The following is a 22,744-nucleotide window of genomic DNA, read 5'->3' on the forward strand; positions in this document are numbered from 1 at the left end:
GGCCGAGGCGAGCGTGAGTCGGTCGATGCCGTCCACGCCGGGGGGCGGGAAACGCCCGAACGAGTGGGTTCCGGGGTGTCGGCGGGCCCTATTCGGGCTTCGGGTCCTTGGCTGCCTTGGCTGTCTTGCCTGGCTCGGCCGCCTTGGCCTTGGCCTTGAGTTCCTGTTTGTGGGCGCGGACCTTGTGGAGGGAGTCCGGGCCCGTGATGTCCGCGACGGAGCGGTACGCCTCGGGCGCCCCGTAGTCGCCCGCGGCCTCCTGCCAGCCCCTGGGGCGTACGCCGAGTTGTTTGCCGAGGAGGGCCAGGAAGATCTGGGCCTTCTGTTTGCCGAACCCGGGCAGGTCGTTGAGGCGCTGGAGGAGTTCCTCGCCGGTGTCGGCGTCCTGCCAGAGGGCGGTGGCGTCACCCTCGTAGTGGTCCACCAGGTACTGGCAGAGCTGCTGGATGCGCTTGGCCATCGAGCCGGGGTAGCGGTGGACCGCCGGCTTGGTCGAGAGGAGCGTGGCGAAGTCCTCGGGGTCGTACGCCGCGATCTCGTGCGCGTCGAGGTCGGCCGCGTTCAGCCGCTGGGCGATCGTGTACGGACCGGCGAACGCCCACTCCATCGGCACCTGCTGGTCGAGCAGCATCCCGACCAGCGCGGCCAGCGGACTGCGCCCCAGCAGTTCGTCGGCCTCGGGGTGCTGGGCGAGGTGGAGGGTGACGTGGTCGTCCATGTCGTTCATGGGCCGATGGTCTCGCGTCCTCGGGGGTGCCGCAGCCGCAGCCGCCCCAGGAGCTGGAGGGGCGGCGGGCAACTCGGCGGCGCCGGGTGCGAGGAAAAGGCCGTGCGTCGGGCGGGGCCGCGCCGGTAACCTCGCCCGCATGTCTACGCCCCGCATCTCCTAGCCAGGACACCCGCTCTCACGTCACCCGTGTGTCCATTCGCTATTGCGGAGCGTTACCCCATGATCACCGTACGAGGCATCGACGTACGCGTCGGCGCCCGGCTCCTGCTGTCCGGCGTCGACTTCCACATCGCCCCCGGCGACCGCATCGGCCTGGTCGGCCGCAACGGCGCCGGCAAGACCACCCTGATGAAGATCCTGGCGGGCGCCGCGGCCCCCGCCGCCGGCACCGTCACCCGGTCCGGCTCCGTCGGCCACCTCGCCCAGGACCCCGGCGCCGCCGACCCCGCCCTCACCGTCACCGACCGCATCCTCTCCGCCCGCGGCCTGGACGAGGCCGTCACCGCGCTGCGCGCCGCCGAGGCCGCCATGGCGGGCGCCACGAGTCCGGCCGCGCAGGAGCGGGCCATGGCCGCCTACGCGCGCGCGGACGACCGTTTCCAAGCGCGCGGCGGTTACGCCGCCGAGGCGGAGGCCGCCCGTGTCGCCGCCGGGCTCGGGCTGCCCGAGCGGGCCCTGCACCGGCCCGTCGGCGAACTGTCGGGCGGCCAGCGGCGCCGCGTCGAGCTGGCCCGGATCCTGTTCTCGCAGCACGACACGCTGCTGCTCGACGAGCCGACCAACCACCTCGACGCCGACTCGGTCGGCTGGCTGCGCGGGTACCTGTCGTCGTATCCCGGCGGTCTCGTACTCATCAGCCACGACACCGGGCTCCTCGCCGACACCGTGAACCGCGTCTTCCACCTCGACCCGCGGCGCGCGGCCATCGACGTACACAACACCGGCTGGCACACCTACCTCGCCCAGCGCGCGGCGGACGAGCGACGGCGTACCCGCGAACGCGCCAACGCCGAGCGCAAGGCCGCCTCGCTGCGCGCCCAGGCCGACAAGATGCGCTCGCACGTCTCCACCGCCACCGCCGCGAAGAACATGGACCGGCGTGCCGAGCGCATGCTCGCCGGGACGGAGCCGGTGCGGCAGGGCGAGAAGGTCGCGCGGATCAGGCTGCCCGAGCCCGCGCCGTGCGGCCGGATGCCGCTCGGCGCGATCAGCCTCAGCAAGGCGTACGGGTCCCAGCCCGTCCTCACGGGCGTCGACCTGGCCGTCGACCGGGGCAGCCGCCTGGTCGTCCTCGGGCTCAACGGCGCGGGGAAGACGACACTGCTGCGCCTGCTCGCCGGGCGTGAGCAGCCCGATGCGGGGTGCGTCGTGGCGGGGCCCGGGCTGCGGCTCGGCTACTTCGCGCAGGAGCACGACACCCTGGAGGCCGCGAAGACCGTCCGCGAGAACCTCGCGGGCGCGGCCCCGCACCTGACCGACGGCGAGGTGCGGCGCGTCCTGGGGTCGTTCCTGTTCGGCGGGGACGACGCGGACAAACCCGCCGCGGTCCTCTCGGGCGGCGAGAAGACGCGGCTGGCGCTGGCCGGGCTCGTGCACTCGGGCGCGAACGTCCTGCTGCTCGACGAGCCCACCAACAACCTCGACCCGGCGTCCCGGGACGAGGTGCTCGCGGCGGTCGGCACGTATCCCGGGGCCATCGTGATGGTCACGCACGACGAGGGCGCGATCGACGCGCTCCGGCCGGACCGCGTCCTGCTGCTCCCCGACGGGGCCGAGGACTTGTGGAGCGCCGATTATCGGGGGTTGGTGGGGCTGGCCTGAGGGGCGGGGCTTTCGGGGGCGCGGGGCTGGGCGCGGGCGGGATTTTCGGGGGCGCGGGACTCCGCCTGCTCGGCTCGCCTGTTCGACTCGTCTGTTCGCCCCTCCCCGTAAGCCCCGCTGTGCTTCCATGCTGCGATGAGACGAGACCGGGTCGCCGACGCGGCCGAGGGGCATCCCGTGCTGCGCGTGCGGGAGCGTGCCGGTGAGCGGGATCTGGAGGCGTGCGTCGGTGTGCTCGTCCAGGTCCACAAGGCCGACGGATACCCCGTCAACTGGCCTGCCCTGCCTGCCGACTGGCTCGCCGGATCCGCCGCGCTCGGCGCCTGGGTGGCGGAGCTGGACGGGCGGATCGTCGGGCACGTGGCGCTGGCCCGGAGCGGGGCGGAAGACGTGGCGCCCCGCCTGTGGAGTGAGCGCGCGGGCGTGGGCGTCGAGGGGGCGGCCGTGGTCAGCCGCCTGTTCGTAGCGCCGGACGCGCGGGGCCACGGCATCGGGGCGCTGCTGATGGGGCGGGCCGTGCGGGAGTCGCGGGCGCGCGGCCTGCACCCGGTCCTGGACATGGTCTCCTCCGAGCTCTCCCGACACCCCCTCCGACGCCTCGGCCGCCGCGCTCTACGAACGTATGGGCTGGCGACTCCTAGCCGTCGTCGAGCAGGAGTGGAGCCCTGGGCAGCGGGTGGCCCTGCGCTGTTACGCGGGGCCCTCGGCGAGCGGGACGTCACCTGGTGACGCGACGACGGAAGCCACCCCGCACGCTTCCACCGCTCCCCGCGGCACCTCCGACAACCCCCGTAGCGCCGGTTGAAGCGGCGAGCTGGACCGTAGCGCCGCGTGGATCGCGCGTACGAGTGCGACCGACACCACGGGCAGCAGATAGCCCGTACGAGAGACGAAAGGCCCACCCAGCGGTCCGGCGCGCGGCCTGGTCCGGATCGCCTACCGGCACCTTCGTCCAGCGGCGCAGAGCGTCATCGGCACGCAACGCCTCTAGGAAGGCGGGCGCGAGGTCGACCCCCGTCACAGCTCCGCTCCCGCCCTGGCGCCCCGCTCCCGCAGCCACGAGGCGACCTCCTCGGCGTCCGCCGCGACCGCGATGTCCAGCGGCGTCATCTCGTCGTACCCGACCCGGTCGAGCGCGGCGCCCCGCTCCAGGAGATACCGCGCGGTGGCCAACTGCCCGCCGTGGCAGGCGCTCCAGAAGGCGGCGTCGAGGTCGTCGGTGCCCGGCGGGCCCGCCGCCACGCGGGCCCGGACGCGATCGAGCAGCCCGAGCGCCGCCTCGTCCCACAACGTCGTCCGCGCCCCGTGCTCCAGCAGCCGCCGCGCCGCCCGCCACTGGCCGAAGCCGCGCGCGTCGGCCAGCGGTGTGCCGTGCGCGATGACCGCGCCGTCCGCCTCGATGTCCGCGCCGGCGGCGACGAGGGCGTCCAGCGCCGCCACGTCGTCACTGCTCGCCGCCCAGTGCAGGGGCGTCTCCGCGTGGGCGCCGACGAAGCGGGCGTCGGGGTCGGCGCCCGCCGCGACCAGGACGCGGATGACCTCGGGGCCCGAGGGGAAGTGCCCCGGCCAGTCCGTGGCGATGTGCAGCAGACTGCGCGTCCCCGCCGCCTCGCCGTCCTGTCTGACCCCCGAGGAGGCGAGCCCCGGATGAGCGTCGAGCAGCTCCTGGAGCGCCCGGACGTCCCCGGTCCTGATCGCCCCGGTCACCGCCACGGCCAGCGGATCCCGCGCGTCGAGAACTGCCATGCCCGACCTCCCTGATCGACTGCCGCCGATTCTGTCAGCGCCCATTGACAACGGCCGGGCACGGACTGCGGAGGACCTGCCTCCGGTACGTCGCGGCGCCGAGGACCACGGCGACGGCCACGGCGATCAGATGCTCACGGCCGGCGAGATCGGGCTCGGCGAACGAACCGGCCACCGTGGGGACCACCGCGGCGGCGAAGAGCACCGGCGCCCGCAGGGTGACCGCCGCGTAGGCGAAGAGCCCCACGATGGCGGCGGAGGTCCCGGTGTCCACGGCGTGCGCGGCGCTGCCGGGGAGCCCGAGGCGGTCGGGACCGAGCGCGATCATCACGCGCGCCCCGAAGGTCCCGGCGAGCGTGACGGCGTACGCCACCACGAGGGTGCGCACGCGGCCGAAGAGGAGTTCGGCCAGCGCGAAGGCCAGGACCAGCCGCGGCAGCCCGCCCCACACGGGCAGATCCACCGCGGGCACGAACACCGATACGGGCGTACGCAGCAGAGTCAGCCAGACCGGCTGATCGGCCCGCACCTCGCTGACCACCCGCAGCACGTCGGCCCCGAGGGCCGTCTGCTGGAACGCGTGCAGGCCGGTCACCGCGACGGCGGCGAAGAGGGCGAGGGAGACTCCCAGGGGCCCACGCGCGCGTAGCGTGCGCCACGGTACGGAGACGACGCCCCGCCACTCATGGAGCAGCCTGTCCCGCCCCCACGTGGCGACAAGGCGGGATATCCGCGCCATCAATGCCTCTCTCCTCCTCGGCCGCCCGGACGGGCGACTGCGGAGGATACCTCCGGCTGTCAGCAGGCGTAGGCCTAGGTGCAGGCCTACGTCCATGCTCAGGCCCAGGCGTACCGCTAGCCCTGGAGCACGTCACCGAAGTACGACGTACCCGCCGGGCCGCCGAGCCCCGGGCCGCTGACCGACTTCGAGCCGGTCGCGGTCACACCGGAGGACGTGGACCGGAAGAGCCAGACGGCACCGGCACCGTCGTTCTCGCCGTACGCCCCGGCGACCAGCTCGGCGCGGCCGTTGCCGTCGCCGTCCGCCAGCCGGACCTCGCCGCCGAAGAAGTCCGAGGTCTCCGCGGTGCCGGGGACGCCCGAGGTGTCCTGCGAGAACGCCTTCGCGCCCGCGCCGGTGAGGCCGCTCGCCGAGCCGCGCAGCACGATCACGGAACCGGCCTTCTTCGCGGCGCCCAGGCTCTCGGAGGCCGCGCCGACCGCGATGTCCGCGTAGCCGTCGCCGTTGGTGTCCCCCGACGACAGGCTCCACCCGAAGGCGTCGCCCTTCTCCGCGGCACCGGGGACGCCCGCCGTGTCCTGGGTGACGCGCACAGGAGTACGGGTGCTCAGACCGGTCGCGCCGCCGTACGTCACGGTGACCGCGCCACCGGGGCCGCCGTTGGGCTCGTCCGCCGACTTCTCCATGAAGTTGCCGGTGACGATGTCGCCGTAGCCGTCCTTGTCCACGTCGGCGATCGTCGCGTCATAGCCGCCCGCGACCTTGCCCGCGGGCTTCAGGGTCGTACCGCCCCTGTAGAGCACGCTGCGGGTGCGGTAGCCGCCGCCGCTGCGCTCTTCCTGGCCCATGATCAGCAGGTCGGTGGCCGCGTCACCGTCGACGTCGCCCGCGATGATCTTGTCGGTGTTGATGCCGGTCGCCTCGGAGGTGTCGACTCCGGTGAGCGCGGCGGCCTTGCCGGCCCGGGAGATGGGCCCCTTGAAGATGTTCAGTCCGGGCGAGGCGTTGTTGGCGGCCGCGAGGTCGGTCTTGCCGTCCCCGTCGAAGTCGCCAGCGGCCACGGACCAGCCCAGCTCGTAGCGGGTCGCGGGCAGGGGCGATGCGATGTCCGTGCCCGTGGTGAGGCCATCGGCGCCGCCCCAGACCACGGTCAGCGCGCCGAACTCGTCGCCGCTCCCGATGCGCTCACTGTGCACGCCGACGACCAGGTCCGTGAAACCGTCGTCGTCCAGGTCCCCGGTGGTGACCCGGTCACCGAAGTAGTCCCCGGTCTCGGGGGTGCCGGGGATGCCGGGGGTGGCCTGGCTGATCAGGGTCCGCTCGGAGGTGTCGAGCCCGCTCGCGGTGCCGTAGACGACAGCGACGTAACCGGCGTTGCTCTTGCCCGCGACCTTGCCCAGCGGGGCGGATATCGCGAGATCGCCGTAACCGTCCCCGTTGAAGTCGGCACGCACCTGGTCGACTCCCGCCCCGGGTTCCGCTCCGGCCGGTGCCGACGCGACGGCGAGCAGCGACCCGGTCAGGGCGGCGGTGGCCACACCGGCGAGGGCCAGACGGAACTTTTTGGGCATGCGGTTTTCCTGCGGCGGCATACGGATCTCCTGCGGCGGCATACGGAGAGCCCACATTCGGGCCCCCGTGTCGAAAGGGACACCGCGCGCCATCACCACCCTGCCCTCACTCCGGAGGAGTCGGGCCCATGACGTGCCGCGTCGGCGCAGAGGAGACCTTCGGTGGGGCGGCAGGGTTGTACGGGAAGAACGGGAACTGAGAGCCCGCCTGGCTCACTCGCCGTTCTTCTGCAACAAGCAGTCGTAACTCAGCTGCAAGGTGTCGGCGATCGCCAGGGTGGTGATCCCGCCCGTCACGGCCCGGGTGGCGCTCGGCCACAGCAGGCGGGCGCCGGTGAAGGTGGTCGTCAGCCATACGCTCAGACAGAACGGGCAGGTCACCAGCTCGCCCACGCTCGACCTGAAGTCCCCTCCGCGAGGGCTCTCACTCACCTCGGCGGGGCCCGTCGCCGATTCGTACCGGGTGAACGGCGCCCGCAGCGGACTCGTGACGGACCCCTTGCTGAGCAGCCGGCTCAGCCGGAAGACGGCCGCCGCGGTCAGCACGATGTCCCAGGGTTCGTAACGGTCCGGCAGCTTCGCCTTCCGCCGGGCAAGTACGGCGGCCCAGGCGGCCGTGTACCCGCCGAACGCGACGACGGCACCGAGGTGTCCGCCGAGCCGACGCTCCTCCCGCGGCGCGTAGGCGCTGCCGACTCGCTGGAACGCCCTTCCGACCCGGTGCATCCGGCTGTCCTTCTCTTCCGCGCCTTCGTTCACAAGCGGCCTCCGCCGGACGATGTCGATGGCCGGTCCCCGCCCTGTCCGCGCCACCGAACCCGAGGAACGCGACGGCTGGGATCCCGACTGGGCATGCAGGTCTCCCAAGTAACCATGTGGCGGGGGGTGAAACGGCATGACGTGCCTGTGGCGAGTCGCGCGAGATCGCCGACCGGGGCGCGCGACGCGGGGGCTGCCGCGGACACGGCCTACGCCTAGGTGTCGGCGCCGGCCCGGGAGTGGCGGCCGTCGGGGCGGGGGCCGTGCCAGTCCAGGCAGATGATGGTGGCGTCGTCGGCGAGGCGGCCCTCACAGGCGTCGGCGACCGCCGCCGTCATGATCCGTACGACCTCCCGGGGGTGCTCGTCGGCGCTCTCGCGGATCAGGGCGGGCAGATCGACGTACTGGGCCTGACGTTCCTGCATGCCGTCGGTGAACAGGACGAGCCGGTCACCGGGGCGCAGGTCGAGTTCGTCGACGCGGTGAGAGACGTGGTGAGGGGCGGGGGCGGGCACGCCGAAGGGCAGGTTGGCGGTCAGGTCCACCTCGTCGACGGCCCCCGCGCGCAGGCGCAGGGGGTGGGGGTGCCCGGCGTTGACGAGCTGGGCGCCGCTGCCGTCGAGGGAGATGCGAAGGAGCTGGCCGGTGGCCAGAGTGCGGCGGCCGTGGTCGAGAAGGGCCTGATGGGTCCGGCGGGCCTGTTCGGCCAGGTCGTACCCGGCGCGGCGGGCGCCGCGGGAGGCGTTGACCAGGAGGGTGGCCATAAGGGCCGCGTCCACGTCGTGGCCCATGGCGTCGGTGATCGACAGGTGCAGGGTGTCGTGGTCAAGGGCGTAGTCGTAGGTGTCACCGGCGATGTGATTGGCGGGCAGAAGCGCCGCGGCGAGGGTGAACTCGGCGGCCTCGCAGGAGGGGGCCGAGGGCAGGAGCTGACGCTGGATCTCGGCGGCCAGACTCACCGGGACGGTGCGCTGACCCCAGAAGTAGAGGTCGGTGAAGCGGCGGTCGGTGACCACGATGTACGCCAGGGCGTGCGCGGTCTCCTCCACCTGCTCCAGGACGTCCGGCGTGACGTGGGGGAGGAACAGCTCCAGGACGCCGATGGTGTCGCCCCGGTTGGTGACCGGCGCGATCACGTGATGCCCGCGCGGACCGGCGGGGGCGTGCGCCACCCTCTGGCTGCGCAGGACCTCGTCGTAGTCACTGCCGGCCAGCGGAATCTGCTCGGCGCGGCCGTTGCGCGGCGCCCCGCCCTCTTCGCTGACCCGCACCATCTGCCGGCCGACGATGTCGACGAACAGGAACGACACGTACTGCGCACCGAAACGGTCGCGGAGATTGCGCGCCACCACGTCGAGCGAGGCCCCCGGCTGAGCGTCCTCCGCCCCGGCGAGCACCTCGGCCAACTTGATCCGCTCCCGCGCCATGGACGGCCTCCCTCAGTACAACGGCCACAGAACCACAGAACGACGAAGGCCCCCACCGGGAACCGGCGGGGGCGGCTACGTTCTGACCTGCGGTGGATAGGGAGCTACGGCCTGGCGGACGGCTCCGCCGTCGGCTGTGTACCCGGTGACGTCGGCGCGGTTCCCGATGTACACCAAGCTGGCCAGTCACGGGTTCCACTCGCCTGTATACTCATCGCACGAAAGCGCCTAACCCTTGAGGTTGCGCAATGTTTTTCGGTGACCATAGCGGTGGGGAAACGCCCGGTAACATTCCGAACCCGGAAGCTAAGCCTGCCAGCGCCGATGGTACTGCGAGGGGGACCTCGTGGGAGAGTAGGTCGTCGCCGATATCTTTTTGAGGGCCGCTCCGCTTTGCGGGGCGGCCCTCGGTGTTTCATTAATCCTGGTCGTACGGCCCCAAGAAGCGCTCGCCGTTGAAGTGCACCATGTGCGTGCTGTCTTCTGCGACCCAGACTTCCGTCTCCCAGGCGATGTCGGCCGCGAACTGACGGAACTTCTTCTTCGTCTGGAATGCCGTGACGAAGACAAGCCCCGGGCGAGCACCGGCGAAGAGTTCCTTGAGCTGGGCAACCCGCAGGGCATTGACCGGCCCGGTCGAGGTGACCGCCTCCACCAGCACCAGCCAGTCCTTCTCCGTGTAGTGGATCACCACGTCCGGCATCTTGCCGTGGGGGTCCACTACGACGCCCAGTTCCGCCAGGTACTCCGGCTTCTCCACGATCCATTTGGATCCGGTGTCTCCCAGGTATACGACAGTGCCGCCTGGGGTGAATTGTGGTGCGAACGACTCGACGATATCCCTGATGAGGTCACTATGATCGCCGGAACTTAGTGACGTGATGGTCCCATCGGGAAGTACGACAGGGACGCGATGGGTCTCCCGTTCGGCAGCCCACTTCTCGCGTAGTTTCCCCCACTCCTCATGGAACTCTTCCAGTGCACTGTCCCATGCAGGCGTCCCGAAAGAGGCGAGTGCCTTAACGGCCAGAGGGCTCGGATGGTAGCAGTTGTTCTTGTCATTCGTGGCCCTGCCCGGGGCGTCGGAATTCTTGAAAAGGACGCCTGCGGAGACGAGCTGATGCACGGATTCCTTGCGGACGGACTCTCGGCTGTTCGGCGCGTACCGGCTCGGATCCTTGGTCCCCTTGGGAATGTCCGGGTAGTGCTCGGCCATCCAGTCCATGCATTCGGTGATGCCGAGGGTATTTACCCTGACCTCCGACCAGTCCTGTGTCGGGCGGAGGTCGAACATCGAGAGCAGGACCAGAGCAGTTCGGGTGTTCTGCTGCTTGAGGGGCATCCCTATGGCAGCAAGGATTTCCTTTGCTTCCTCAAGCTTTTTCTCTTGGTTTTCTTTTGTCACTCGCTGGCCCTCCCCAGGCAATGCCGGTGCAATGAGACGTCACACTACAGGGTGCATCTGACAGGGGCTGCGGCTGGCTGCCAGCCACAAGGCAGGGCTGTCGCGATTCGGTCATCGGGCATAGGATCGGCCATTGTGGAAAGTTCAGCAACCGACCTCAGCGCTTAAGGGGCTGGTCGGATTCTGCTTGTTCCAAATGCCGCTCGACCAAGTCGTCGATCTTCTCCTGGTCGGGCAACGCGCCCTGTGACCAGTCGCGTCCGATGGCGCTCAGCTGAGACTTGCTGGGATAGCGAAGGTTCCTCAGATCGGTGGCGTTGACCTGCGTGTGGCCGCTGAACCGTCTGATGAAGCGGTCCAGGAGGGTCGAGTTCAGCCAGAGGCAGAGGCCGCGTGCAACCTCCTTGGTGATCCCTTCACCACCGTCATGAAAGACGTTCACGTGGTTCTCGAAACCGATTCGCTCGCACGGAGTCTCATCCGGATCAAAGACGGATGCAACAACCCGGCGCTTCTCCTCCTTGGAGGAGAGGCGCTTTACGACGACGTAGTAACCGGCAGGAAACGTCATCTTCTCGGTGGCGCCGTTGAGCATGATGGCGTTATTCTTTTTTGCTCCCGGGACGGGCCAACAAATTCCACCTTCCCGCATGTGGAGCGGGTAGATCAGGGGAACTGCTCCCTCGGCTGGGTCAGGGCGCAGGTGTTCCTTGCTGCGGAAGTCGACCACGCGCCCCGTAGATACCTGGCAATTGATCTCGGAAAGGGTGGCCGGCAGGTTTGCGTGTGCTGCCGCAAGCTCGACGTCTTCTTCGTCGGCGCTGATATGGATGAAGTGCTCTGGATCTGCCGGGTGAACCATTTCTTCGTAGCAAACCGTTCGGCTACGGATCTCGCTCGAAAAGCTCTGGCTGGACGAGACTGTCACCGGGCCGCGATGCCGGGAATCGGTTCGGGTAGCCGAGAAGATCACGTTCTCCTGGAGAACGTACGTGTCGGCGAAAACCTTGTTCCGTGCCTCAAATACATGCACATGGTCAATGTGCATGTGATCAAGAAAATACCTGCGGAACGGTCGAAAATATGGGCCATTGGCAAAGCTGCGAGGGGTGATCGCTATGAGCTGTCCCCCAGGGGCGAGCAGGTGGACGCCGAGTGCCATGAACGCCGAGTAGAGATTCGAGGTCTCGGTGCATACGGCCGCTACCACCCTGCGCTCGCGAGAGTTCGCAGCGAGCTTCCTATAAGGGGGATTCATGATCACGAGATCGAACTGGCCTCTGGCCTCCCTGGCCAATTCGTCGTCCTCAGTCGCCCATGCAATGAAGTCATCTCGTACGAGGTTCACCTCGAGACGGCTGCCGGCTGCGCGCGAAGTAGTGACGCAATCCTCAAGCGTGGCCGCCAGGGTGCCATGCAGCTGAGGATCAACCTCACAGGCCGTAACGCTGATACGCGTACCAGGAAGATCGTGAAGGATCCGCATGACCAGGGATGCGGTGAGGGAGCCTGCGCCGGCGCCGGGATCCAGAATGCGGATCGTGTCCGCCGCTTCCAGCCTGGCGAGCGAGGCAATGAATTCCGCAGCGGGGGCGGGGGTGAAGTACTGGCCCAGCTTCGCGCGCAGCTTGGGCTCAAGCGCCGAAGACGACTCCTGCCTTCGCGCTTCCGTGCGGAGAACTAGATCCGCTGCCTCTGCTGGTGCTTGTGTTGCCATGGGCGAAGCCTAGCCACCGGGTTCCCTTTCCCGGCCACTCTGTGGATAACGCCATCCTGGTTGTGCTGGATGAACAGACGTGACGCAGCAGAACGAGGAGGAGAGACTCGGCATCCCGTGGCCAACGTCGTCCATCAGGGGCGCGTGCTCATGGTGCGCCGCCGTGTCAGCGAAGGTCAGCTCTCCTGGCAGTTCCCGGCCGACGAGGTCGCGCCCGGAGAGGCCCGCGAAGACGTGACGTACGGACCCGCGGAGGGCCGGTCAAAGGAGCCGACTCGAGCCGGTGCGGCCTGCGGGTCGCCGAGGAGCCTCATGGGGGATCACTCGGGAGGTCACGCAACGACGAAGGGTCCGACCACTGAGCGGTCGGACCCTTCGTCTGCCCTGACGGGCGGGTGCGGAGGATACGAGATTCGAACTCGTGAGGGGTTGCCCCCAACACGCTTTCCAAGCGTGCGCCCTAGGCCACTAGGCGAATCCTCCGCCGCAAACAATACAAGACGTTGGGGAGTGCTCGCGAACACGATCCCGGTCGGGGGATCAGGAGGGCGGGAGGGTGGGTCCCGGCGTCGCTTTCGGGTCCGGGGATCCGTTAGGGTGGGGCTCAGCCCCTCACGTGGCGCTATCTGACTGAACTCCCCCAGGGCCGGAAGGCAGCAAGGGTAGGTCGGCTCTGGCGGGTGCGTGGGGGGCGCTTTGCGTTGGGGCGGTCCGGGTTGTCAGTGGTCGCCTATAACCTCGTATGCGTGTCGTCTCTCGCGTTGTACCGCCGTTATCGCCCGGAGTCGTTCGCCGAGGTCATCGGGCAGGAGCATGTGACAGACCCGTTGCAGCAGGCGCTGCGGAACAACCGGGTCAATCACGCGTACCTGTTCAGTGGCCCGCGCGGCTGCGGCAAGACGACGAGCGCGCGCATCCTGGCCCGCTGCCTGAACTGTGAGCAAGGTCCCACTCCCACGCCCTGCGGCGAGTGCCAGTCCTGCCGCGACCTGGCGAGGAACGGCCCGGGGTCCATCGACGTCATCGAGATCGACGCCGCGTCGCACGGCGGCGTGGACGACGCCCGTGACCTGCGCGAGAAGGCCTTCTTCGGGCCCGCGTCGAGCCGGTACAAGATCTACATCATCGACGAGGCCCATATGGTCACCTCGGCGGGTTTCAACGCCCTGCTGAAGGTGGTCGAGGAGCCCCCGGAGCACCTCAAGTTCATCTTCGCGACGACCGAGCCCGAGAAGGTCATCGGCACGATCCGCTCGCGTACGCACCACTACCCGTTCCGGCTCGTCCCCCCGGGCACGCTGCGGGACTACCTCGCCGAGGTCTGCGGCCGCGAGGACATGGCCGTCGAGGAGGGCGTGCTGCCGCTCGTCGTGCGCGCCGGTGCCGGGTCCGTGCGTGACTCCATGTCCGTCATGGACCAGCTGCTCGCCAGCGCGGGCGAGGCCGGTGTGACGTATGCCATGGCGACGTCCCTGCTCGGTTATACGGACGGTTCGCTGCTCGACTCCGTGGTCGAGGCCTTCGCCTCGGGGGACGGGGCGGCGGCCTTCGAGGTCGTGGACCGCGTGATCGAGGGGGGCAACGACCCGCGGCGCTTCGTCGCCGACCTCCTGGAGCGGCTGCGCGACCTGGTCATCCTCGCGGCCGTGCCGGACGCCGCCGAGAAGGGGCTCATCGACGCCCCCGCCGACGTCGTGGAGCGCATGCAGGCGCAGGCCGGTGTCTTCGGAGGCGCCGAGCTGAGCCGCGCGGCCGACATCGTGAACGAGGGCCTGACGGAGATGCGGGGCGCCACCTCCCCACGCCTCCAGCTCGAACTGATCTGCGCACGCGTGCTGCTCCCCGCCGCGTACGACGACGAGCGTTCGGTCATGGCCCGCCTCGACCGCCTGGAGCGCGGCGGGAACTTCGTACCGGGCGGGCAGGGCCCCGGACCCGCCATGGCGTACGTTCCCGGGCCCGAGGCCCACGCGGGCGGTCCCGCGCCGGTGGCCTCGGGGGCCGGTCCCGCCGCCGCGCGTGCGGCTGTACGAGGCTCCGCAGCGCCGCAGGCAGGACCGGGCCCCGCCCCTGAAGCGGGCGGCTCTGTCGCTCCGGGCGCCGGTTCCGCGCCCGCGCCGCAGGCCGCGCCTCCCGTCGCCCCGCCGTCGGCACCCGCACCGCCTCCCGCGCCCACTCCTGCCCCTCCTGCCCCTCCTGCCCCTCCTGTCGCCCCCGCCGCTCATGCCGCGGCCCCGGCGCCGTCGGAGGAGCGCAGGCCCGGCGGGTGGCCGACAGCTTCGGCCCCCGGAGGCGGCCCCGCGCCCACGCACGCGGCCCCCGCGCCCACGCACGCGGCCCCCGCTCCGGAGTCCGGCCCGAGGCCCGGCGGCTGGCCCACCGCGGCCTCCACGGGCGGCGGAGCGCCGGCTTCCGCGCCGGCCTCGGCCCCGCAGGCCCCTGCCCCGGGCCCCGCGCCCCTGGCGCACCAGGCGGCCCCCGCGGGCGGGCCCGACCCGCGCACCCTGTGGCCGAACATCCTTGAGGCAGTGAAGAACCGCCGCCGCTTCACCTGGATCCTGCTCAGCCAGAACGCCCAGGTGGCGGGCTTCGACGGCACGACGCTCCAGATCGGCTTCGTCAACGCGGGCGCGCGGGACAACTTCGCGAGCAGCGGCAGCGAGGACGTGCTGCGGCAGGCGCTGTCCGAGCAGTTCGGCGTGCAGTGGAAGGTCGAGGCGATCGTCGACCCGTCGGGCGGTTCCGCGCCGCCGCCGGCCGCGGGGAACTTCGGCGGGGGCGGTGCTCCCGCGGCTCCGCGCCCCGCGGCCCCGCCGCAGCAGCCGACGCCGCGCCCCGCCGCCCCGGCCCCGCAGGCCCCGCCTCCGCCGGCCCCGGAGCCGACGCCGCCTCCTCGGTCGGCCCCCGCCCCGGAGCATGTGTCCCCCGAGGACGACGTGCCCGAGGACGACGACCCGGACCTCGTCGAATCGGCCCTGTCCGGCCACGACCTGATCGTTCGCGAGCTGGGAGCGACGGTGGTGGACGAGTATCCGAACGAATAGCAGCGAGGAGATCGGGCGGGGCGGGTAGCTCCCCGCCCCTCGTCGTCTCGCCCTGCTCAGAACGCCAAGCAGGGCCCGCCTGGAGGTTCGTACAAAAGGCTCCGGAGCCAGCCCTAGGTGGGCCGTACAAAGCCGCCCCACCCCGCCAGCTAGGCTGACCCCGTGAAGGTCCTCGTCATCGGCAGTGGTGCCCGCGAACACGCCCTGTGCCGCTCTCTGTCCCTCGACCCCGACGTCTCCGAGCTGCACTGCGCCCCCGGCAACGCCGGCACCGCGGAAGTGGCCGAGACGCACCAGGTCGACGCCCTCGACGGCGCCGCCGTGGCGTCACTCGCCCAGCGGCTCGGCGCGGGGCTCGTGGTCGTGGGGCCGGAGGCCCCGCTGGTCGCGGGCGTCGCCGACGCCGTGCGCGCCGCGGGCATCCCCTGCTTCGGCCCGTCCAAGGAGGCCGCCCAGCTGGAGGGCTCCAAGGCGTTCGCGAAGGACGTGATGGCGGGCGCGAGCGTGCCGACCGCCCGGTCGTACGTCTGTACGACCGCGGAGGAGGTCGACGAGGCCCTCGACGCCTTCGGAGCGCCGTACGTCGTCAAGGACGACGGGCTCGCCGCCGGCAAGGGCGTCGTGGTCACGGATGACATCGAGGCGGCCCGCGCGCACGCCCTGGCCTGCGACCGCGTGGTCATCGAGGAGTTCCTGGACGGCCCCGAGGTCTCCCTCTTCGCGATCACCGACGGCGAGACCGTCGTCCCGCTCCAGCCCGCTCAGGACTTCAAGCGCGCGTTGGACGGCGACCAGGGCCCGAACACCGGCGGCATGGGCGCGTACTCGCCCCTCCCGTGGGCCGACCCGGAGCTGGTCGACGATGTCATGCGGAGCGTGCTCCAGCCGACAGTGGACGAGCTGCGCCGCCGCGGCACGCCGTTCGCCGGGCTGCTGTACGCGGGCCTCGCGATCACCGGTCGCGGTGTACGCGTCATCGAGTTCAACGCCCGCTTCGGCGACCCCGAGACCCAGGTGGTCCTCGCCCGCCTCAAGACCCCGCTCGCCGGGCTCCTGATGGCCGCGGCGACCGGAAACCTCGCCGACCTGCCCCCGCTGCGCTGGAGCGACGACGCCGCGGTGACCGTGGTCGTCGCCTCGCACAACTACCCCGGCACCCCTCGCACGGGCGATCCCATCGAGGGGCTCGACGAGGTGGCGGCACAGGATGCCCCCCACGCGTACGTTCTGCACGCCGGGACCAAGCGGGACGGCGACGCCGTCGTCAGCGCGGGCGGCCGCGTGCTGTCCGTGACGGCGACCGGCGACGGCCTCACCCAGGCCCGCGAACGCGCGTACGCCGCCCTGTCGCGCATCCGCCTCGACGGCTCCCAGCACCGTACGGACATCGCGGCGAAGGCGGCCGCGGAGGCGTAACCAGCGAAGACCTACGCCACCCCGGCGACCCCCGTCGAATAGCCTCAAGGCCCCGGATCTGAACTGATCCGGGGCCTTTTCGGCACCCACCTCTAGCCAAAGCCATTCCATCGAGTGACCGCTGGCCCATCCGGCTGACGACGACCGGTACCCCAACTAGGGTGCGGCGCAAGCGTTCAGAGCACCCAGAGCCAAACAGACCACCGGCATTGCGATGTCAGTGGCGGGTGCCACAGTGGGGGAGTGAGCAAGAGCAACGCCGTTGATGTGTGCCACCGGCCCCCGCCGGTGGCCGAGCAGTAGGCAAGCAGAGGGGTGCCATCGGTCGTGTCAGGTACGGGTGTGGAGGTCGGCGCGCAGTCCGCGCGCTCCCGGGCCATCGCCGTGCTGCGTCTGCGCAGCCGGGCGCTGGCCGTCGCCCTGCTGCCCGCGGCCGCCGCCGTCGTGCTGCTCGCGGGCGGGACCACGGGCCATATCGTCGGCCCGAGTTGGGACGTCGTGCGCTGGATCGTGACGGTGCTCGCCGTGCTGGTGCTGCTCGTCGCGGCGGGCGTCGCGCTGGTCGTCGCCCGGGCCAGACCGGCCCTGAGCCCGACGGTCGCGATCGCCGAGGAGTCGGCCCCCGATCTGTACCGCCTGGTGCGTGACCTCGCCGACCGGCTGGACGTCCCCGCGCCCTCGGCGATAGCGCTCACCCCCGACTGCGACAGCTGGCTGGAGGACCGCACCCACCCGGCGCACGGGCCGCCCGCCAAGGAGCGGGACACCGCCGGGGCCGCGAAGGGCGCCGCCGACACCGTGCGCGGCGCCCGCGCCCCGCAGGGCGTGCCCTCCACCGCTCCCGTGCTGGTGATCGGCTCCCCGTTCCTGTGGTGGATGCGGGTCGGCGAGCTGCGCGCGGTCCTCGCGCCCGTCGTCGCGGGCACGGGCCCCTCCGCGCACCCCGACATAGCCGCGGCCCGGCGCTTCGTGCGCGGGCTCGACGCCGCCGTCGCGGTCGCCTCGGCCCCGGGCCGCGGTCCCGTGGTCCGTACGGTGCTCGGCGGCATCGGCTGGATCGCCCGGCTGCTGCTGCGCAACTGCCGGGTGCACGCCGCCGAGATGGAGCGCGGCGTCGCCGCGGCCGCCGCGGAGCGCGCGCAGACCGTGGACTACGGAGTGCGGATCGTCGCCCAGGAGCAGGTCGGCCTCGCGTACGCGGGCTGGGACCGGCTGCTCACCCGGGTCGCGCTGCCCGCCTGGCGCATGGGCCGCTGGCCCTCCCGGCTCGACGCGGGCGTGGTCTCCGCGCTCACGGAGCTGTCCCGCAGGGACCGCCTGGCAGAGGGCTTCGCCTCGCGCCTCGGCGAGCGCCCCGCCTGCGACCTCCTGGAGGAGCCCGGCTCGGTGGACGAGGCGGCCTCGCTGCTCGCGGCCCGCCTCTTCCACGGCGGCCCCGCGGAGACGGGGCAGGACTGGGCGCCGGTGGCCTGGCAGGAGTATCCGGACGAGGTCGTCGACCGCAAGTGGCGCATGGACGCCGCCCGTCTGCACCGCGTCCTGGATTCCCTGGGCGTCGGCCACCACCCCGCCGACCCGACGGCCCCGGACCCCGAGGGCCCGACCCTCGCCCGCGTCCTGGACCACTTGACGAGCCCGGCCGCCACAGTTGGGGGCTATGGGGTGGTTGCCGCCCCGGAGGCGGCGGCGTACGAGGAGTTCACCGCCCCGGAGGTGACGGTCCACGGAGCCTACGGGGACGCGGAAGAGGCCCCGGACACGCATGAGGCGTATGGGGCGGAGGCCCACGACGAGAGTCCCAGCGGCATCCTCGCCGCAGGCCTCAGCGCCGAGCTGGCCCGGGAAGAGGCCGCGGCACCTGCCCGCCCCGCACCCGCGGGGCAGGGCCCGGACGAGGCGCTCTGGGACGACGGCGCGCTGCCGCTGTTCCCGCTCCAGCCGCCGCGCACCGGCCGGGAGTTGCTGGCCGACCACGTCACGGCGATGGTGTGCTGCGCGGCGGTGGACACCGCGGGGGCGGCGCCCGGCCTCGACTGGCTCGACGGGCCCGCGCTGCTGGTCGACGGGGAGCGCGCGGCGGATCTCGCGCCGCGGGTCCTGCGCCTCGTCGAGCACGGCGATCCGTCCCCCTTGCAGGACTGGCTCCCCCGCCTCGGCGTCCGCCAGGAGAAGCCGGTCCGCCTGGTCTGACCAGGCACACGGGCGCGGCCCCCAGACCGGCCCGCCGGCCCCGACCCCCGCGGGCCCCGCCTACCACTCACCCCGCCGCGCGCACCCCGCGCATCGCCCTCGCCCAGCGGCCCCACCCAGCCCACTCCCCGATCCCCGTCAATCGCGACGAACGGTGACGGAGCGCGTGCGTAATGTGATGTGCTGGGAGCGGTCGCCGGGCCGTGCGTAGCAACCGGGGCCGCAGGCTCGGGGGAGCGAGGGAGGGGAAGAGATGAGGCAGGAGCAGATCCGCCGTTGGGAATCGGGCGCGCTGGCGCACGCCGTGTCGGACCCCTTCGGCCAGGGCCCGCTCCCCTGGCTGCGAGGATCCGAACACTACTTCGACGACACCGGCAAGGTCGTGCCCTGGTACGTCGACCACGCCCCCGCCCCGGGGGCGAACATCCCGGCGCCCCGCACCGGCGCCCCCCTGACCGCCGACGACGTGCGCTGCCAGATCAAGGGCTTCACGTCCACCGGCGCCGTCGCCCCGGGCGAGGCGATCGACTTCCACGTCACCGTCGACCCGCCCCAGCAGTTCAGCGTCGACATCTACCGCATCGGGCACTACGGCGGCGACGGCGCCAGCAAGATCACGACGAGCCCGCGCCTGTCCGGCATCGTCCAGCCCGCCCCACTCACCGCGGACCGCACGGTCTCCTGCCACCACTGGTGGCTCTCCTGGCGCCTCCAGATCCCCACCTACTGGAGCATCGGGGCGTACGTCGCGGTGCTCACCACCGCCGACGGGTACCGCTCGCACGTGCCCTTCACGGTCCGCGACAGCCACCCCGCGGACCTCCTGCTCCTCCTGCCGGACGTGACCTGGCAGGCGTACAACCTCTACCCGGAGGACGGCCGCACGGGCGCCAGCCTCTACCACGCCTGGGACGAGCAGGGCCGTCTCCTCGGCGAGAGCGAGGCCGCCGTCACGGTCTCCTTCGACCGGCCGTACGCGGGCGCGGGCCTGCCCCTGCACGTGGGCCACGCCTACGACTTCATCCGCTGGGCCGAGCGGTACGGCTACGACCTGGCGTACGCCGACGCCCGAGACCTGCACGCCGGCAGCATCGACCCCACCCGCTACCGAGGCCTGGTCTTCCCCGGCCACGACGAGTACTGGTCCCCGGCCATGCGCCGCACCACGGAGCTGGCCCGCGACGGCGGCACCTCCCTGGTCTTCCTCTCGGCCAACACCATGTACTGGCAGGTGGAGTTGGGCCCCTCCCCGTCCGGCGTCGAGGACCGCCTGCTGACCTGCCGCAAGCGCCACGGCCCCGGCAGGCCCGCACTCTGGCGCGAGCGGGACGGCGGCAAGGCGCCCGAACAGCAACTGCTCGGCATCCAGTACGCGGGCCGCGTCCCCGAGCCGCACCCCCTCGTCGTGCGCAACGCCGACCACTGGCTGTGGGAGGCGACGGGAGCGCACGAGGGCGACGAGATCGAGGGCCTGGTCGCGGGCGAGGCCGACCGCTACTACCCGCGGACCGCGCTCCCCGAGCACCAGGGACGCATCCTGCTCGCCCACTCGCCGTACGCGGACGCGGAGGGTGTCACACGCCACCAGGAGACGTCGTTGTACCGCGCGCCCTCGGGCGCCCTGGTCTTCGCGTCCGGCACCTTCGCCTGGTCCCCGGCGCTCGACCGGCCCGGCCACGTCGACACCCGCGTCCAGCGCGCCACGGCGAACCTCCTGGACCGCATCTGCAAGCGGGACTGACCCCCGCGGGCCCCGCGATCGCGCCACTCCGCCGAACCCCTGGCCAAGACCGCGCTCCCGATACGGGAGAATCGGTATCACTTGGCCAGAAATACTGGAGGGAACCGTGTCCGGATTCGTAGAAAAGCCCGAGCCGCTTCAGGTTCCGGGGCTGGTGCACCTCCACACCGGCAAGGTGCGCGAGCTGTACCGGAACGAGGCGGGCGAGCTGGTCATGGTCGCCAGCGACCGCCTCTCCGCCTATGACTGGGTGCTGCCCTCGGAGATCCCCGACAAGGGCCGCGTCCTCACTCAGCTCTCCCTGTGGTGGTTCGACCAGCTCGCGGACATCGTCCCGAACCACGTCATCTCCACGGACGTGCCCGAGGGCGCCCCCGCCGACTGGGCGGGCCGCACGCTCGTCTGCAAGTCCCTGGAGATGGTCCCGGTCGAGTGCGTCGCCCGCGGCTACCTCACGGGCTCGGGCCTCCTGGAGTACAACGACTCGCGTACGGTCTGCGGCCTCGCGCTGCCCGAGGGCCTGACCGACGGTTCGGAGCTGCCCGCGCCGATCTTCACGCCCGCCGCGAAGGCCGCGGTCGGCGAGCACGACGAGAACGTGAGCTACGAGGAAGTGGCCCGCCAGGTCGGCGCGGAGACCGCCGCCCAGCTGCGCCAGACGACGCTCGCCGTCTACGGCAGGGCGCGGGACATCGCGCGCGAGCGCGGCCTGATCCTCGCGGACACGAAGTTCGAGTTCGGCTTCGACGGCGAGGAGCTGCTCATCGGCGACGAGGTCCTGACGCCGGACTCCTCCCGCTTCTGGCCCGCGGACCAGTGGGAGCCGGGGCACGCCCAGCCCTCGTACGACAAGCAGTTCGTGCGGAACTGGCTGACGTCGCCGGCCTCGGGCTGGGACCGCAAGAGCGAGCAGCCGCCGCCGGCGCTGCCGCAGGACGTGGTGGACGCCACACGCGCCAAGTACATCGAGGCGTACGAGCGTCTGACGGGCACCGCCTGGTAGGCCCGGGGCCCGCCCGGGCCGGGAACGCGGAAAGGCCCCGCTCCGAGGAGCGGGGCCTTGTCTCTGAGCGGACGACCAGGTTCGAACTGGCGACCTCAACCTTGGCAAGGTTGCGCTCTACCAACTGAGCTACGTCCGCGCTGCGCCGTAGCGCGAGGACAACTATACCCAACCTCGCTCGCGTGCGAGACGCACTGCCGCATGACGGTTCTCCGCCCCGGTCTTCGTGACCGCCGAGGAGAGGTAGTTGCGGACGGTTCCGGGGGAGAGGGCGGCGCGCTCGGCGATCTCCGTGACGGGCGCGCCGTCGGCGGCGAGTTCGAGCACCTCGGCCTCGCGGGCGGTCAGCGGCGAGTCCCCGGCGGAGATCGCGTCGGCGGCCAATTCCGGGTCCACGTAACGGTTTCCGGCGTGCACGCTGCGGATGATCTCGGCGAGCCGCTGTGCGCTGACCGTCTTCGGAACGAAGCCCCGCACGCCCACGGCGAGGGCCCTCTTGAGATGTCCCGGTCTGCCATGACTCGTCACGATCATGGTCCGGCAAGACGGGAGTTCGTCCCGCAGGGATGTGGCCACACTCACACCGTCGGCGCCCGGCATCTGGAGATCGAGCACCGCGACATCGGGCCGGTGGGCCCGTGCCATGGCGAGCGCCTCGGGCCCGGTCGCGGCCTCGGCGACGACGACGAGATCGTCCTCCAGAGCGAGCAGCGCGGCGAGCGCGCCACGAATGAGGTGCTCATCATCGGCGAGCAGCACACGCAGGATCACAGCAGGGCTTCTTTCCGGGGCTGGGGGTGGGGTTGGGGCAGGAGAGGCGGAGAACCCTGGCCGGCAGCCTCGTGGGCGGACCCCTCGGAGGCCTCCGGGGCCGGCCTGCCGGTTATCTCCTGCGGAGGGCTTTCGGGGGTGTTCTGGGCCGGGCTCTCGGTTGGCTCCCGCGAACAGCCTTCGGCGGCTGCCGCGGCTGAGCCCTCGGTGGCCTCGGGGGCCTCCCGCGGGCGGCTCTCGGCGGTCCCCCGAGCCGGGTTCTCGGCCAGCCCCTGAGGGCGGCCCTCGGTGGCCTCCTGGGCTGGGTTTTCAGCGGCCTCCCGCTGGCGGCCCCCGGCGTTCTCCCGAGCCGGGTTCTCGGCTGGCTCGCGCGGGCGGTTTTCGGTGGCCCCTTGGGCTGAGTCCTCGGCCACCTCCCGCAGATGGCTCCCGGTGGTCTCGCGAGCCGGGTTCTCGGCCAGCCCCTGCGGGCGGTCTTCGATGGCCCCCTGCGCTGAGCCCTCGACCCCCTCCCGCAGGCGGCCCCCGGCGACCCCCCGAACCGAGCCCTCGGGCCCCCGCAGACGGCTCCGAGCGGCCTCCCGAGGACGCCGCTCATCCTCGGCCCCCGGCCCCGGGACCGCCCCCGGTAGCACCCCCGGCGCCGCCCCCGGCACCGCCC

At 71.7% G+C, this 22,744-nt stretch carries 15 protein-coding genes, 2 tRNA genes, 1 rRNA gene, 1 other RNA gene and 2 pseudogenes; 10 read left to right on the forward strand and 11 right to left on the reverse strand.

Annotation, left to right across the window (positions count from 1 at the left end; all coding sequences use genetic code 11):
- Positions 1-88 precede the first annotated feature (88 nt).
- Complete coding sequence (locus IG54_RS0110435) at positions 89-727, reverse strand: HhH-GPD-type base excision DNA repair protein (RefSeq protein WP_420712237.1); 639 nt, start codon at positions 725-727, stop codon at positions 89-91.
- Positions 728-949: 222 nt separating this feature from the next.
- On the opposite strand from IG54_RS0110435, the gene IG54_RS0110440 reads away from it, so the two are divergent.
- Together IG54_RS0110440 and IG54_RS37845 are read left to right on the forward strand one after the other, a co-directional pair.
- Positions 950-2,551 (forward strand): ABC-F family ATP-binding cassette domain-containing protein, encoded by a 1,602-nt coding sequence (locus tag IG54_RS0110440; protein WP_030780433.1) that lies wholly within the window; start codon positions 950-952, stop codon positions 2,549-2,551.
- Between the two features lie 135 nt (positions 2,552-2,686).
- Positions 2,687-3,356 (forward strand): annotated as a pseudogene (locus IG54_RS37845) (GNAT family N-acetyltransferase).
- A gap of 212 nt (positions 3,357-3,568) precedes the next feature.
- Here the strand turns inward: IG54_RS37845 and IG54_RS0110450 are convergent.
- The 5 genes from IG54_RS0110450 to IG54_RS0110470 form a co-directional block, all read right to left on the reverse strand.
- A complete protein-coding gene (locus tag IG54_RS0110450; protein WP_030780436.1) occupies positions 3,569-4,297 on the reverse strand; it encodes an ankyrin repeat domain-containing protein in 729 nt (242 codons plus the stop codon).
- A 34-nt stretch (positions 4,298-4,331) separates the two neighbouring features.
- Entirely contained in the window at positions 4,332-5,036 is a 705-nt protein-coding gene (locus tag IG54_RS0110455; protein ID WP_030780439.1) for a hypothetical protein, read from the reverse strand.
- A gap of 116 nt (positions 5,037-5,152) precedes the next feature.
- Positions 5,153-6,631 carry an FG-GAP-like repeat-containing protein gene (locus IG54_RS0110460; RefSeq protein ID WP_051819412.1) on the reverse strand — a complete coding sequence of 493 codons (1,479 nt, stop codon included), beginning with the start codon at positions 6,629-6,631 and terminating at the stop codon, positions 5,153-5,155.
- A gap of 192 nt (positions 6,632-6,823) precedes the next feature.
- On the reverse strand, positions 6,824-7,336 hold the full coding sequence (locus tag IG54_RS0110465) for a DUF1360 domain-containing protein (RefSeq protein ID WP_030780446.1): 513 nt from the start codon (positions 7,334-7,336) through the stop codon (positions 6,824-6,826).
- 248 nt (positions 7,337-7,584) lie between these two features.
- Complete coding sequence (locus IG54_RS0110470; protein ID WP_030780449.1) at positions 7,585-8,796, reverse strand: PP2C family protein-serine/threonine phosphatase; 1,212 nt, start codon at positions 8,794-8,796, stop codon at positions 7,585-7,587.
- 254 nt (positions 8,797-9,050) lie between these two features.
- Between IG54_RS0110470 and rrf the strand changes: the two genes are divergently transcribed.
- A 5S ribosomal RNA gene (gene rrf / locus IG54_RS0110475) occupies positions 9,051-9,167 on the forward strand.
- A gap of 47 nt (positions 9,168-9,214) precedes the next feature.
- On the opposite strand, the gene IG54_RS0110480 is transcribed toward rrf, so the two are convergent.
- Both IG54_RS0110480 and IG54_RS0110485 read right to left on the reverse strand, forming a co-directional pair.
- A complete protein-coding gene (locus tag IG54_RS0110480; protein ID WP_030780452.1) occupies positions 9,215-10,201 on the reverse strand; it encodes a BsuBI/PstI family type II restriction endonuclease in 987 nt (328 codons plus the stop codon).
- Between the two features lie 157 nt (positions 10,202-10,358).
- Positions 10,359-11,918, reverse strand: a complete 1,560-nt coding sequence (locus tag IG54_RS0110485; protein ID WP_030780455.1) for an Eco57I restriction-modification methylase domain-containing protein — start codon at positions 11,916-11,918, stop codon at positions 10,359-10,361.
- A 79-nt stretch (positions 11,919-11,997) separates the two neighbouring features.
- Here IG54_RS0110485 and IG54_RS42885 point away from each other — a divergent pair.
- A pseudogene (locus IG54_RS42885) lies at positions 11,998-12,152 on the forward strand (NUDIX hydrolase); the annotation flags it as partial.
- A gap of 164 nt (positions 12,153-12,316) precedes the next feature.
- On the opposite strand, the gene IG54_RS0110490 reads toward IG54_RS42885, so the two are convergent.
- Positions 12,317-12,401, reverse strand: a tRNA-Ser gene (locus IG54_RS0110490).
- A gap of 120 nt (positions 12,402-12,521) precedes the next feature.
- Between IG54_RS0110490 and ffs the strand changes: the two genes are divergently transcribed.
- The 6 genes from ffs (at position 12,522) to IG54_RS0110515 (ending at position 21,312) form a co-directional block, all read left to right on the forward strand.
- Positions 12,522-12,620: signal recognition particle sRNA small type (ffs, locus tag IG54_RS39650), an RNA gene on the forward strand.
- Positions 12,621-12,664: 44 nt separating this feature from the next.
- Positions 12,665-14,962, forward strand: coding sequence for a DNA polymerase III subunit gamma and tau (locus IG54_RS0110495; protein ID WP_030780457.1), 2,298 nt, complete (start codon positions 12,665-12,667; stop codon positions 14,960-14,962).
- A gap of 162 nt (positions 14,963-15,124) precedes the next feature.
- On the forward strand, positions 15,125-16,378 hold the full coding sequence (purD, locus tag IG54_RS0110500; RefSeq protein ID WP_030780459.1) for a phosphoribosylamine--glycine ligase: 1,254 nt from the start codon (positions 15,125-15,127) through the stop codon (positions 16,376-16,378).
- Between the two features lie 327 nt (positions 16,379-16,705).
- Positions 16,706-18,568 (forward strand): hypothetical protein, encoded by a 1,863-nt coding sequence (locus IG54_RS0110505; RefSeq protein ID WP_030780461.1) that lies wholly within the window; start codon positions 16,706-16,708, stop codon positions 18,566-18,568.
- A gap of 253 nt (positions 18,569-18,821) precedes the next feature.
- Positions 18,822-20,309: a N,N-dimethylformamidase beta subunit family domain-containing protein gene (locus tag IG54_RS0110510; RefSeq protein ID WP_030780463.1), complete on the forward strand. Its 1,488-nt coding sequence runs from the start codon at positions 18,822-18,824 to the stop codon at positions 20,307-20,309.
- A gap of 106 nt (positions 20,310-20,415) precedes the next feature.
- Positions 20,416-21,312, forward strand: coding sequence for a phosphoribosylaminoimidazolesuccinocarboxamide synthase (locus tag IG54_RS0110515; RefSeq protein ID WP_030780465.1), 897 nt, complete (start codon positions 20,416-20,418; stop codon positions 21,310-21,312).
- A gap of 66 nt (positions 21,313-21,378) precedes the next feature.
- Here the strand turns inward: IG54_RS0110515 and IG54_RS0110520 are convergent.
- Together IG54_RS0110520 and IG54_RS0110525 are read right to left on the reverse strand one after the other, a co-directional pair.
- Positions 21,379-21,451, reverse strand: a tRNA-Gly gene (locus tag IG54_RS0110520).
- A gap of 23 nt (positions 21,452-21,474) precedes the next feature.
- Positions 21,475-22,083 carry a response regulator transcription factor gene (locus IG54_RS0110525; protein WP_030780467.1) on the reverse strand — a complete coding sequence of 203 codons (609 nt, stop codon included), beginning with the start codon at positions 22,081-22,083 and terminating at the stop codon, positions 21,475-21,477.
- Positions 22,084-22,744: the final 661 nt, after the last annotated feature.

The sequence above is a fragment of the Streptomyces sp. NRRL S-920 genome (assembly GCF_000717945.1).
Taxonomy (GTDB): Bacteria; Actinomycetota; Actinomycetes; order Streptomycetales; family Streptomycetaceae; genus Streptomyces; species Streptomyces alboniger.